Below are 13,880 nucleotides of genomic sequence, written 5' to 3'. Positions count from 1 at the left end.
AGCTAATGAAACTTATGAACAAAGTGGTTGTGTTGAGTTTATTCCTAACACAATTTTTCAGTATACAGACGATAAATTCTCAAAATAAGAACCAACTTAGTATTGGTGATGTTGCTCCGGAAATAAAATATTCAAAATGGCTTCAGGGTGAGTCTGTTTCCTCAGTAAAAGATGGAAAAGTGTACGTATTAGAATTTTGGGCTACGTGGTGTGGTGCCTGCAGACAGGCAATGGGACATTTATCTGAGCTGTCAAAGAAGTATGAAGGAAAAGCTTCCTTTTTGGGCGTCAATGTGATGGAAAAGACAAAAGGACAATCTTATGAAACAGTATTGCCAAAAGTAATGGACTTCATCAACAGTGACTTGAATCAAATGACATATCCAGGTTTTGCTGATAGTAACGACGAGTACATGAAAAAGAACTGGATTGAAGCTGTCGGAAGTCAGGGACTTCCGTCTACTTTTGTGATCAGGGAAGGAAGTCTTATTTGGATTGGGCATCCTTTTGCTCTTGATGGTTTAATGGATCAGTTTATCGATGGGACATTTGATGTGAAAGCTTTTAAAGAACAGAATGAGGAACAGCGGGCATTTTATGAGAAAGCAAGAGTAGAGCAGATGAAAATAGATGAAGCTTTAAACAAGAAAGATTATAATAAAGCTATTGAACTCATTGATGCAGGAATTGCAAAAAGTGCAAGCCCAGCTTATAAAATACAGAAATTTAAAGTTTTAGCCGATTATGTGTCTAAAGATAAAGCATTGGCTTATCTAGTTGATTTAAAAAACAAAAACGATAACGGCGCATTTGAAATTGCAAGGATAATGCCTAAACGAGAGGATATGACACCAGCTATTTATGCAGTAAGTGTTGAAATTCTTCGTCAAAAACCTGTCGATCGTTATCAGCTTAGTGCAATTGCCATGCTTTTGGCTAAAATAGGCAAAGAGAAAGAGGCAATAGCAGAACAGGAGAAAGCAATAGAAATTTTAAAATTAGAAATTCTTGCCGACAAAAATAATCCAGCACTTCAAAAAGAGCTACGAGAGTATGATAATCTTTTAAAAGAATTTAAGTCGCCTCAAAAAAAATAAAAACATACTAAGAATAAAACCTCCAAAATCTAATTTGACTTTGGAGGTTTTTATTTTTAAAAACGTTCTCCATAAAACGTTTTTCTCTATTTCTGAACTTCTTTTAATGGAGTAACTTCAAAATTTGCCACTTTACGTATTTCTCTATTCAATACGTTAATTTTCTGCGATATGGCACTCAAGAAAAAGAAAATAAAGAAAAGGTAGATTGTTTTTTTAATTGAACTTTATATATTGATTTTTTTGCTAGGTATTACTTTTATTTTTTCTCTAAAAAATATAGGAAATTTAAGCTATTTTTTGGTTTTTCATCAGACTATTTCGTTTTAAGGTAATTTTTATTCACGTTTTCCTAACTATTTTGCTTTTTAATTTTTATCTTTTTATTTTCTTTTTCTTTCTTTTTCTTTCTTTTTTATTTGTTTTTAATAATTTTTAATAGTTATTTATTTATATTTGATTTTTTATTTCTTAAAATTTATTTAAAACTATGAATGGAGAGAATGAAGAAGTTTTATAAATGCCTAAAAAAAAAATGTATGGAAAAAAAATAAAAATTAAGACTTTTTAAAATTCCAGACAGGTTAAAAGGACCTGATCTTTTGCTCCGACTTCTTTTGTAATACAACAGTGTCATTTACTAAGCAATCCAAAATGTGAAAGTAAAATGAAAAAATCTGAAGAAATCAAAACTGAAAAAGACTAACTCAATAAAGTCATTCGCTCAGTAGAAATATTTACATGAAAAACAGATAAATGTTTTTAAAAGTAAATAATGAGAGTGTCACATTACACTTCTATAGTTTCAAATTATTAATCTAAAAATGGTATTGACAAATTAAAAAAGCGATTCAAATTCACTAAAGGTGAAAAACATAAAATTTTAGAACAACTAACTAACCGATAAACCATATGAAAGTGAAGTATTATATATTTTTTCTAGGACTATTATTATGTATGCCGATTTACGGGCAGCAACAGAAAGAAATTAAAGGAAAAATTACTGATGGTTTCGGATTACCCGTGCCAGGAGTAAATATTATTGAAAAAGGAACTACAAATGGAGTTCAAAGCGATTTAGATGGTCAATTTTCATTAAAAGTAAAAAATGAAAAAGCAGTATTAGTGGTTACTTATGTCGGTTTTAAAACAAAAGAAGTTTTGGTAAATGGACAGACAAATATCTCCATTAAATTAGAAGAAGATTCAGCCAAATTAGACGAAGTGGTTGTTGTAGGTTATGGTTCTGTCAAGAAAAAAGACTTGACCGGATCGGTAATTTCCGTTGGCGCAGATAAATTAGAAGGCAGGTCAAATGTTAATGCACTTCAATCATTGGGAGGGCAAGCATCTGGTGTTCAAATTATACAGTCTCAAGGTGCTCCAGGTCTTGCGCCTACAGTAAAAATTCGTGGAGCTTCTTCTATAAATGCTGGAACTACACCTCTTTATGTTATAGATGGTATTCCGTTGGAAGATAATACAACAAACTCAACTGATTCGGGAATTAGTGGAGGAAGTAATTTAAGTTTTAATCGAAATCCATTGAATTCAATTAATCCTAACGATATTGAGTCGATTGATATTTTGAAAGATGCATCTTCTGCAGCTATTTATGGTTCTAGAGGAGCAAATGGTGTTGTGATCATTACGACAAAACAAGGGAAAGCTGGTAAAACTAAAATTGATGCAATTTTCGAGTCTGGTATTTCTAAAGTCAATCGTAAGGTTAATATGATGAACTCTTCAGAATTTATTGCCTACAACACAGCGGCAAGAAATAATTCATGGGCGACAATTGTTGCTGCAAATCCATCGGCTACAAGAAGTCTTAGCGTAACGGTTCCCACAGAATTCTCTGATCCAGCTTGGATTGCCCGTATTGGACAAGGAACCGATTGGCAGGATGTAGCATTGAGAACGGCTTTTAATACAAATTTTCAGCTGTCGGCTTCGGGAGGAACGGAGAAAACACAATTTATGGCATCATTGGGGTATATAAATTCAGAAGGTGTAGTGGACAGTAATACATATGATAGAATTAATGTGAGGTCAAATCTGAAACATAAGTTTAATGATAAAGTTCGTATGGGGATCAATATTGGTCTTAGCCAAATAAAAGAAGCACCATATGGTACAGCTGGAAAAAGTGACGTAGTAGGTTTGGCCCTGCAAAGTGATCCGTTTTTTCCTCTTTATGTTGAAACAGGAAGTTTAGGTTTTAAGGATCCCGCATCCATATGGAATACATTTGCTAAATATGGATTCCAGTTATGGCATCCGTATTCATTAACAAGAGAAGCAATCGCTAAAAAAACAACCAATGTATCGATAATTACTTCTTTTGTAGAATGGGATATTATAAAGGATTTGACTTTTAAAACTTCTGTGAGTTCTAATATTGAGAATACGGTTCATAATTTCTATTGGAATGCAGGTCAGAATTGGGGATACTCTGGATGGGTACCAGCACAAGCTGATTTCAAAACATTACAATCTAACAATTGGATTTCGGAAAGTACACTGAATTACAACAAGAAATTTAATGAAAATCACAGTTTGAATGTTTTGGCAGGGTTTTCTGCTCAAGAACAACGTACCGATTTGAGCAGTATGACAGCTGGAAATTTCCCAAATGATTTAGTGCATACTTTGAATGCTGGTGTTGTGAATGCTGGTAATACTTTTTCAGAAGAGTGGTCATTGCTTTCTTATTTGGCTCGTGCCAATTATTCGTATAAAGGCAAATATTTGCTAACGGCAGCAATTCGAGCTGATGGTTCTTCCCGTTTTGGAGCCAATAACAAATGGGGGTATTTCCCATCGGGATCGCTTGCATGGCGTATTTCTGAAGAATCTTTTCTAAAGGAATCTACTTGGTTGAATAATTTGAAAGTTAGGTTAAGTTATGGAGAAACGGGTAACAATTCTATTCCAAACTACGGATCTATTGGTGTATTAGGATATAGCCCGTATGTAAGTTCTGGTACTGTAAACCAAGGTATTTACACCTCAAATTTTGCTGATAAAAATTTAAAATGGGAAAAAACAGGTCAAACCAACTTTGGGATTGATGTAAGTGTTTTTAATGGACGAGTAAAATTTACGGGTGATATTTATTATTCAAAAACAAAAGATTTGTTGCTCAATGTGCCTATCCCAATTATTTCTGGTTTTTCTTCTACTTTAACCAATATAGGACAGCTGGAAAACAGAGGATTTGAAGTAAGTCTTAGTACCATTAATATAGATCGAAAATTCAAATGGAGTACTGATTTTAACATTTTTGCCAACCGAAATAAAGTCTTAAAACTTGGCGCAAATGATGCTCCAATAGATGTCAATGTCAGCAGTATGACCTCGAGAACAGCTGTAGGACAGCCGGTAGGAATGTATTATGGGTATGTTATTGATGGTGTGATTATGTCACAAGCAGAGTTGGACAGCAAAGCTTATCCGGTTTGGCCAGGCAGTGAAGCGGGTGATCCAAGAGTAAGAGATGTCAATAACGATGGCAAAATTAATTCTGACGACCGAACTTATTTAGGTAACTATCAGCCAGATTTTCAATGGGGCTTGACTAATAATTTTTCTTATTCAGGATTTGAACTTTCTGTCTTATTACGCGGTTCACAAGGAGGAGAAATCCTGAATCATAGTGCCAGATATTTGAAATCAGGTGTAGGAGGAGGGAATCGTAATATGTATTCTGTAGTAAACAATTACTGGAAATCTGATGCTGATCCAGGAAACGGAATGATTCCTAAACCTCGTATGACGCCAAACACGGTTCAAGATTTTGGTTCAAGTTACTGGGTTGAAGATGGATCATTTGTTCGTATCCAAAATATTCGTTTAGGATATAACTTGCCAAAAAGCTTAGTTGAAAAATTGAAGATCAGCAACATTAAGTTATATGTAAATATGGAAAATGTACATGTGTTCTCGAAATATTTAGGATATGATCCAGAAGGCAGTACGTATCAATCGGGATCAATGGTAGGATTTGATTATGGAGCTTATCCAAATCCTTTTACGGGTACTATGGGACTAAATGTTAGTTTTTAAAAATCGAAGAAAATCATTTAAAACTTAAGAAAATGAAAAAAATAATAGCAACGCTTTTTTGTAGCTTATTCCTATTCGGATGTAGTTCAGATTTTTTAGATAAAACTCCTATTTCAAATGCTAACGAAGATAATTTCTATAAATCTCAGAAAGATATTGAAACAGCATTATGGTCTGCTTATAATTCGCTTTATCTTTTGTATGGTCCAGAAAGTCTTCCGTCGTTCTATGGCGAGTTAATGTCTGATAATGCCTATAACGATAGCGCTTCTGGAAGAGTACAAGATTACGAAAGTTTCGAATTACACACGATGAAAATCGATAATGAGCTGGTATTTAATTTTTGGAATAATTATTATAAGTCAATCTATATTGTAAATAATATTATTGCCAGTGCCGAAAGACTTGATTTTCCCAATCGAGATGCTTTAATTGGAGAAGCAAAGTTTTTACGTTCCTTATACTATTTTGATATGGTTCGTGCTTGGGGCGATGTACCGTTGGTTACAACTCCAATCAGTATTGCTCAAGCTTATGCACAAGCGCGCACACCAAAGGATCAAGTATACGATCAAATTATTAAAGATCTTGATTTTGCAGCAGCTAAATTGCCAATAAAAACAAGTCAGCGTTTTGTAGGAGCTGCAAGTCAGGATGCAGCCAATACTTTGTTAGGAAAGGTTTATTTAACTATAGGCGATAAACCGAAAGCAGCTGAAACTTTATTGAAAGTGTATGGCAAATTTAGTCTGGTACCTTATGCCGATTTATGGGATTTAACCAAGAAAAACGGTGCATCGTCTATCTTTGAGATTCAATATAAAGGAGGAATATCTACTCCATACAGTTTGTATTGGGCGATGTTTACTCCAGTTGATAATCGTGTGATTACAGCTTGGGGAGGAGGATTTAATCAGGTTGCTGATGATTTATGGAATGCCTATGAAACAAATGATCCTAGAAGAGATATTTCTATTCAAAATGGATATAAAACGTCTAATGGTTCAACTGTTAATGTGAAATTTACAATTAAGTGGAAAGATGCAAAAGCTCCTGTTAATGGTTTAAGAGAAGCTTCGGATAACAACTTTATCATTCTTCGTTACGCAGACGTTCTTCTCATGTTGACAGAAGCAACTTCAGATCCAAAATACCTGAATGAAGTTCGTGCCCGTGTTGGATTACCAGCGTACGGAACAGCAGGTTATCCAACTCAGTACAATACAGTGGCTCTTGCACTGGAACATGAATCTCAGGTAGAATTTGCATGCGAATTCCATCGTTGGTTTGATTTAATTAGAACAGGAAGAGCGATTCCGGTAATTAAAAACAGCAGTAAAAATATCACGACTACAGAATCGAAATTATTATTGCCTATTCCATTTTTGGTAATTAATCAAAATCCTGGTGTTATTACTCAAAATGAGGCTTACAAATAAGATGATTGTTTAAGATTAATGCTCGTTTGATAAAAGTGTGGACTCCTTGCTTGTTTAGTTGGGGTAGGCCACGATTTCAAAAGTTTGCATTTGGTTTGTAATTAGTTTGATTGAAATGAGCCCTATATTGGGGCTCATTTTGTTTAGACAGAATGTTTTTTTACTTTTAAAATTTTAAAAGTAACCTGATTTTAGATAAACTGCTCAGATAAAAAAGTTCTTATCAAGGATACGAGATAATGCTAACTAATTAAAATAAATAATCATAATGAATATGTCTAATTCACAATTTACAAGATACGAAGAGAATAATAATGTGTGGTTGTCTCAAAAGAGCGGCGAGGAATTTAATTTTACTGATTATGGCATAGTTCCTACTGTTCTTGGAAGTGAAGCAGCCGTAGGTCAGGCAATGTTAAATGAACTTTACAATACTGCAGCCTCAAAAGAGGGTGATATTAATATTGCTCTTCTTGGTGGAAGAGGGGCTCAGGAGTTACACCGTTTGCTTGGAGAATTAGCTAAATCGACAGAGCAAGACCGTTTACTTGCAAGACTGAATGTGTTTACTCAGGATGCGCTTGCTCCATTGAGTATGAATAATGGTTTAAGTTTTGTTAGAGATTTTGAGCGTATTTTAGGAGATGCCTTTTTCAAAAAGATCAAAAGTTTTACACCAATTCAAACAGATACCGAAGATTTAGAGTCCGCACTTGTACAGTATTTGAATAAATTGGAAGAATTGGGAGGTTTGGATATATTTTTTATAGGTCATGGTCCTGAAGAAAACCATGCATCACATTTGGCTTACATTAAACCTTTTTCTGGAGCAAAAAGCGAACACATTGCTGGGATAATTCCAATCTCTAATAGCATTTTGGAGCATCACATTAGTAAATTTAAAGCAGGTGGAAGTCTTATAAATGAAAGTGATGAAAAAGAATGTCGATCTGCTAAATATATTCTCACTTTAGGTCCAGCAGCCATATTACAAGCCAAGAAGGTCGTTCAGTCTGTAGTAGATGCTGATTCTGCTCCTGCTAAAGTTCAAACTTACGCAAACGTAATTAATACACAGTTGAGTTCAGATACAGATCAATTATTACAACAATTAAATGTAAATCCAGGGTTATGGATAAGATTGCATCCAAATACTAAATCTTTTGTGCTGCCTAATTTAGGTCTTTAATAATTGATTTAATAATAAACTAAAAAGCTTCAGATGTCACTGAAGCTTTTTTAGCTAATAGAAGATTTTAATTTAAACTATTTCCTTTTTTATTTTTTCTTTCCAGCCCAAATATCCATTTTCAGGCAATTGATTTTCAAGATTGGCTGAAACGGTTTCGGTATGGTTTTTAACAAGGGTTTTGAGCTGCTCAATACTGCTGAAAACATTGCTTTTTAAACCAGATAAATATGCGGCGCCCAAAGCAGACACATCTGAATTTCGCTGTTTATTTAAGGAAATGCCCAATAAATCAGCTAGATAATGAATGACAAATTCATTTTGAGTCATTCCTCCGTTTACAGAAATAGATTTTAATGGTGCTTTCATATCTTTTGCCATAGCTTCTGTCACATCTTTTATTTGATAAGGAATGCTTTCTAGAGCTGCTCTTACAATGTGATTTTTAGTTGTTCCAAATGTCATGCCTTCAATAGAGGCTTTCCGACTCATTTGCCAATGTGGAGCACCTAATCCGCTAAAAGCAGGGATTAAATAAACTCCCGCATTGTCAGCAATTGCTGTTGCCATTGTTGATGTTTCACTGACGTGAGCGAATAATTGCAATTCGTTTCTCAGCCATTCAATTGTAGAACCACAAGAAACTATTGCGCCTTCTAGGCCATAATCAACTCGGTCTTCTGTGCTCCAGCAAATAGTGGTAAGCATTCCTGAATTGGATAAAACAGCTTCATTACCAATATTCATCATAATGGAGCTTCCTGTTCCAAGTGTGACTTTTGCAGTGCCTTTTTCAAAACATCCTTCTCCAAAAGTAGCCGCATGCGAATCTCCAATTAAGGCCGTAATTGGAATTGAAATAGGATGATTATCGTTTAAAACCTGTTTCAAATCAAATTTTCCAAAATCATGTGATGAAGGACAGGCAAGAGGAAGATTTAAGTTGCTTAATCCCCATTTTTTAAGAATTTCAGTATCCCATTTTAGGGTATGAATATTGAAAAGCAAGGTTCTTGAAGCATTGGTATAATCGGTTTTGAAATGAATTCCATTAGTCAATTTATACAAAAGCCAGCAATCGACTGTTCCAAAATACACTTCTCCATTTTCAACTTTTTCTTTTAATACAGCATCATTTTGTAGCAGCCAAAGTAATTTAGTTCCTGAAAAATAAGGGTCTAATAATAATCCTGTTTTTTGTTTGATAAAATCGTTTTGACCCTTTTCAATTAAATCAGTACAGATGTTAATGGAACGCTTACAGGCCCAAACTACTGCTGGACTCAATGCTTTTCCGTTTTTATCCCAAAGAACAAATGTTTCTCTTTGATTGCTGATGCCACACGAAACAATATCTTTTAATTCAAAACCCTGACTGGTAAAATTTACCAAGCAAAGTCTAATAGAATCAAGAACATTTTGATAAATATCTTCTGGATTTTGTTCTACAAAACCATTATCAAAATAGTTTGTTTTTAGATCCACACTGCCTTTAGAAACAGCTTGTCCTAATTCGTCAAAAAGTATGGTTTTGGTACTGCTCGTACCTTGGTCAATAGCTAGAATATATTTTTTCATTTATCTTTTGCAGTAAAAATTGATTTTTGACAATCTAAGATATAAGATCGTTTAGAAGGAGATAAAAATATTATTGAAGCCACTCCCAGCGTTTAGCCCAATCTAAAAGGACATCGCTTCTCCATTTTAAAACTGTTTTGCCACCTTGCCAAATACCGTCATAAAGTTCAGGATTTGGTCGATCTGTATACCAATTATTGCCTAAATTATAGTCTGTAGTATTGTGTTTTCCTGGCCAAAGATTGCTTACGAAAAATGTTCCAGTTTGGGTTTCAAAGCCTGGAATGTTCGAAGTTACGGTGTAGTTTACTGTTTCAGTTTGTTTTGGCGAATATCTGATAACATAATTCCCATCGCCAAGATAAAATCCGTCCCATTTCTGTTCTCCAATCTTTGCTTTTACAGCCATTGTGATACAAGCTGAATCTTTAGGGATATTGTTTACGATTGGACCTTTAAAATGAAATTCCATTACAGAAAAAACAGGTACAGTGTCTTGAGCTGTGGTATTTCTTTTAAATACTATTCTTGGGCTATGTTGAAACTTTACGTAACTACCGCCCCAGCTTTCTTTAGTAGGATCGTTAGGATCTCCGTCCATCATATATAGAAGTGACGGAGTATCGCCCATTTTCAGTCTTCCTTCGTAGCGATTGTTTTCATAGTCTTTACCTAAAAAGCCGGCTTGTTTGATATAGTTTTTATAGTAATTTTTTCCGTTTAAGTTTTCGGCAACATTATCTGAGAAAAAACCATAATAAGATGAATTCGATTCTATAAACCAAAGATTTGGAAAATTTTCAGCTATGTAAGCATAACTGTTTGCACTCCATTTTTTGTTTGGTCCGCCTATAAAGAATACTTTGATGTTTTTCTGAATTTCTGGTTTATCGTGCAATGCCTGTGCTAAATCTTCAAGGCCTCCCCAAACCAATATCCAAAGAGGTTGTTTGCTCTTTTTTAGTGCACATTTGATAATCCAGTCAGAACCTTCTGTTGAAGTTTTGAATCCGTCATAAGGTGCAGCGCCTTTTCTTCCTTGTTTTGTTATCGAACGCAGATACTTTGGTGAAGCTAAGCCTTTAACATGCTTTTCCAGTTTTGGAAGATCTTTTTCGTATAAATCTATAGTTCGCAGTATTTCTGCCTTATTGCCATCACCGTACGAAGGAGAAGAAACCAATCCTTCAAAATCAAATTTCTCACTGTACATCAGCAGATGGATCATCGATTGGTTGTCATCGGGATCGGTGCCTCCGATATCTGTGCTTACTAAGACTCGAGGTTTAACAGGTACTGGTTTTTGTGCTATCGAAACTGTAAAAACAGCACAAAATAGAATGGTGAAAATAAGCTTGTTCATTTTTTAATTTTTATTTTGGTAAGTGGTTTAATAGAGAAGAGGTCGGCGATACATTATTTTTTCTGATTCATTTTGTCAATGATAACAGCTAATAAAATCACAAATCCTTTTACGACTTGTTGCCAAAAAGGCGATACATCAAGTAAAACCAATCCATTGTTTAAAACACCAATAATTATGGCGCCTATTACAGTTCCAGCAACAGTACCAATACCGCCCGAAAGTGATGTTCCTCCAATAACTACGGCTGCAATTGAATCCAATTCGTAACTTGTACCAGCATTTGGCTGTGCTGAATTCAGTCTTGAAGTAACTAAAACACCTCCTACAGCAGCCATCATTCCAGCAATTCCGTAAACCGTCAGTTTAACTTTATTGATGTCTATACCTGCTAAAAATGCGGCTCTTTCATTACCGCCAATAGCATAAATGTATCTTCCAAAAGTTGTTTTTTTAGTTAAAAAGAGTACAATCAGTACCATAAATATGGAAATCCATACTGGTGCTGGAATTCCTAAAATCCATCCGGAACCAATAAATTCAAATTCAGTACCTAAATTAGAAATAGGAATTCCTTCTGTATAAAGCATTGTTAGTCCGCGAGCTATAGTTAACATTGCCAATGTAGCTACAAAAGGAGGAATGGAAAATTTGGTAATTACCCAACCATTGAAAAGCCCCAAGGCTAAACCTATAAGAATGGATACTAAAATCGCTCCTAAAACGGAAAAGCCGACAAATAAATCCATAGACTCAAACGAGAGTCCGTTTTTCAACAAACCAGCACATACTGCTGCAGTGAAACCTAAGACAGAGCCTACAGAAAGGTCAATTCCAGCCATTAAAACTACTAAAGTCATTCCGACAGAAATACAGACATTCACAGAAATTTGTCGTAATACATTCCAAAGATTGGCGCTGGTCATGAATTTGTCCGACAGTAAGCTGAAAAGCAAACATAAAAGAAATAGCGCAATCAAGGATTGCGATTTTTTGATAAGAGTGTGGTTTAAGGAGATAGTCATAGTAATAGTAAGTGTTAGTCTGGTAAGGCCGATTTGAGTAACTTATCTTCAGTAGCTTCGGCCGCTAAATAGGAAGCTTTGATTTTCCCTTCTGCCATTACTAAAATCCGATCCGAAAGAGCAAGTATTTCGGGAATTTCAGACGAAACTAATAAAATACTCATGTGGTCAGCTGCTAGTTCTTTTATCAGGTTGTAAATTTCGCTTTTGGCGTTAATATCAATTCCGCGGGTAGGCTCATCCATCATTAGAATTTGAGGATTGGTCGAGAGCCATTTTGCAAGAACTACTTTTTGTTGGTTACCGCCGCTTAAATTTTGGCATAACTGCATTTCAGACGGCGTCTTGATGCGTAACTTTTCAATATAATTTTTCGAAGAGTTTTTTTCTTTCAGCTGATCCAAAAAACCAGAAACAGGCAGGTTTGTCAAACTGATATTAGACGAAATGTCCATTCCTAAAATCAGTCCTTCAGTTTTACGGTCTTCGGTTACAAAAGCTAATCCATTTTCAATGGCTTCTTTTGGTTTTTTATGAAACGCTTTTTTTTGATCAATTTCTAAAGCATAAGTGCTGCTTGCTGGGTACATGCCAAACAAAGTTTCCAAAAGTTCGGTTCTTCCAGCTCCCATCAAACCAAATATCCCCAACACTTCTCCTTTTTTTAGTTCAAAAGAAATATCATGAAGAAGTTTTCTTTTTTTATCATTAGGATGAATGAGGTTGAGGTTATCGACTTTTAAAATGGTATTTTGAAATTGATTCTGGACGCATTTTTTATCGATAAGAACATCACGGCCCACCATTTTCCGAATTAATTCGTTCTCGGTAGTATCCTTTATTTCTCCCTCATCTATGCTGTTTCCGTCTCTTAAAACAGTGTAGTTTTCAGCAATTTTGAACAATTCATCCATTTTATGAGAAATGTAGACAATCGTTTTGTTTTCTTTTTTTAACTCATAAATAATGCGGTGGAGATTGTCTATTTCTTTGTCGCTTAGGGCAGAAGTAGGTTCGTCCATTAAAATGACATCAGCATTGCAGAGAAGTGCTTTTGCGATTTCAATTAATTGTTGTTCTCCTACTTTCAGCTGTTGAACCAAGGTTTTTGGAGAAACGTTTAATTGAATTTTTTCAAAAATACGCTTGGCTTCTGTTTCCATTTTTGCAGCATCTAAAATTCCAAGTGGGGTTAGAATTTCTCTTCCTAAAAATAAATTTTGGGTTACACTGAGTTCGGGAATTAGATTTAATTCCTGATGGATAATGGCAATACCTGCATTTTGTGCGTCTTTTATATTCGAAAATGAGACTTTCTCTCCATTTAAATGAATTTCGCCATCATATTCGGTATAAACGCCTGTCAAAATTTTTAAAAGCGTAGATTTTCCTGCGCCATTTTCTCCCAATATGGCATTGACTTTTCCAGGATAAAATTTAAAATTTACCTGATTAAGTGCTTTTACCCCTGGAAATTCTTTTGATATGTTTATTGCTTGTAACAAATTACTGAAGTTTAATTTGTGATGGAATAATTAAAAGGTCAGTAAACAAAGCCTGTTTTTTACTTAGTTTAATTGCTCCCGAAAATGAAATACTGTCTCCCACTTTTAGATTTTTAATTTGTTTTGGGATGACCTCATTTCGAACAATCTCATTTAAGTTTTCAGATACTTTGTTGAATTGGGCATTGGTTTTAAAATCAGTCAGTTTTACTAAGCCTGAAGCGTCTCGTAAATCATTCCCGAAAATGTATTTAGTATCAATAAATACAACACCATTATGTTCGTCAGCAACAGTGTAAATGCCATCTTTGAAGTCGATGATTTTACCCGTGCTTTTAATCATAAAATAGGCTGAATTTCCTATTCCTAGTCTATTTCCAAAATTTTTAAAAGTAGCATTTTTGTCTAATTTTAAGGAAGAGCTTAAACTGCTCAAACTAATCGTTTTTTTGCTTTTCAAAATGCCTTTATAATAAATGGAATCGGCATAAGCTTTAAAATCAAAAGATTCCTTTTGCGCTTTTTTCACATCACTCAGTTTCTTGAAATAAACAGAATGATACGCTAAAAAAGCGGCTGCAAGAAAGGCTAAAATATAAAGATGCTTTTTTTTCAT

The 13,880-nt window shown here is 34.7% G+C and carries 9 protein-coding genes; 4 read left to right on the top strand and 5 right to left on the bottom strand.

What is annotated here, in order from left to right; all coding sequences use genetic code 11:
• The first annotated feature begins 5 nt into the window (after positions 1-5).
• The 4 genes from NQQ59_RS07810 (at position 6) to NQQ59_RS07795 (ending at position 7,793) form a co-directional block, all read left to right on the top strand.
• Positions 6-1,097, top strand: coding sequence for a TlpA disulfide reductase family protein (locus tag NQQ59_RS07810; RefSeq protein WP_144215090.1), 1,092 nt, complete (start codon positions 6-8; stop codon positions 1,095-1,097).
• 918 nt (positions 1,098-2,015) lie between these two features.
• Positions 2,016-5,165 (top strand): SusC/RagA family TonB-linked outer membrane protein, encoded by a 3,150-nt coding sequence (locus NQQ59_RS07805; RefSeq protein ID WP_222104881.1) that lies wholly within the window; start codon positions 2,016-2,018, stop codon positions 5,163-5,165.
• 32 nt (positions 5,166-5,197) lie between these two features.
• Complete coding sequence (locus NQQ59_RS07800; RefSeq protein WP_144215088.1) at positions 5,198-6,604, top strand: RagB/SusD family nutrient uptake outer membrane protein; 1,407 nt, start codon at positions 5,198-5,200, stop codon at positions 6,602-6,604.
• A 274-nt stretch (positions 6,605-6,878) separates the two neighbouring features.
• Positions 6,879-7,793 carry a hypothetical protein gene (locus NQQ59_RS07795; protein WP_222104880.1) on the top strand — a complete coding sequence of 305 codons (915 nt, stop codon included), beginning with the start codon at positions 6,879-6,881 and terminating at the stop codon, positions 7,791-7,793.
• 72 nt (positions 7,794-7,865) lie between these two features.
• On the opposite strand, the gene NQQ59_RS07790 is transcribed toward NQQ59_RS07795, so the two are convergent.
• From NQQ59_RS07790 to NQQ59_RS07770, 5 genes are all read right to left on the bottom strand, one after another.
• Entirely contained in the window at positions 7,866-9,371 is a 1,506-nt protein-coding gene (locus NQQ59_RS07790; RefSeq protein WP_144215086.1) for an FGGY family carbohydrate kinase, read from the bottom strand.
• A gap of 70 nt (positions 9,372-9,441) precedes the next feature.
• Positions 9,442-10,734, bottom strand: a complete 1,293-nt coding sequence (locus tag NQQ59_RS07785; protein WP_144215085.1) for a nucleoside hydrolase-like domain-containing protein — start codon at positions 10,732-10,734, stop codon at positions 9,442-9,444.
• A 53-nt stretch (positions 10,735-10,787) separates the two neighbouring features.
• On the bottom strand, positions 10,788-11,759 hold the full coding sequence (locus tag NQQ59_RS07780) for an ABC transporter permease (RefSeq protein ID WP_144215084.1): 972 nt from the start codon (positions 11,757-11,759) through the stop codon (positions 10,788-10,790).
• Positions 11,760-11,773: 14 nt separating this feature from the next.
• Positions 11,774-13,264: a sugar ABC transporter ATP-binding protein gene (locus tag NQQ59_RS07775; protein WP_144215083.1), complete on the bottom strand. Its 1,491-nt coding sequence runs from the start codon at positions 13,262-13,264 to the stop codon at positions 11,774-11,776.
• Between the two features lies 1 nt (position 13,265).
• Entirely contained in the window at positions 13,266-13,880 is a 615-nt protein-coding gene (locus tag NQQ59_RS07770; protein ID WP_144215082.1) for a DUF2291 family protein, read from the bottom strand.

The sequence above is a fragment of the Flavobacterium panacis genome (assembly GCF_024649945.1).
GTDB classification, from domain to species: Bacteria; Bacteroidota; Bacteroidia; order Flavobacteriales; family Flavobacteriaceae; genus Flavobacterium; species Flavobacterium panacis.
This window is presented reverse-complemented; position numbering and strand designations above follow the sequence as displayed.

What these genes read in the sequence shown, in the direction of transcription:
- NQQ59_RS07780 (WP_144215084.1), bottom strand. Translation starts at nt 11,759, where the DNA reads ATGACTATCTCCTTAAACCACACTCTTATCAAAAAATCGCAATCCTTG.
- NQQ59_RS07800 (WP_144215088.1), top strand. Translation starts at nt 5,198, where the DNA reads ATGAAAAAAATAATAGCAACGCTTTTTTGTAGCTTATTCCTATTCGGA.
- NQQ59_RS07810 (WP_144215090.1), top strand. Translation starts at nt 6, where the DNA reads ATGAAACTTATGAACAAAGTGGTTGTGTTGAGTTTATTCCTAACACAA.
- NQQ59_RS07790 (WP_144215086.1), bottom strand. Translation starts at nt 9,371, where the DNA reads ATGAAAAAATATATTCTAGCTATTGACCAAGGTACGAGCAGTACCAAA.
- NQQ59_RS07795 (WP_222104880.1), top strand. Translation starts at nt 6,879, where the DNA reads ATGTCTAATTCACAATTTACAAGATACGAAGAGAATAATAATGTGTGG.
- NQQ59_RS07785 (WP_144215085.1), bottom strand. Translation starts at nt 10,734, where the DNA reads ATGAACAAGCTTATTTTCACCATTCTATTTTGTGCTGTTTTTACAGTT.
- NQQ59_RS07770 (WP_144215082.1), bottom strand. Translation starts at nt 13,880, where the DNA reads ATGAAAAAAAAGCATCTTTATATTTTAGCCTTTCTTGCAGCCGCTTTT.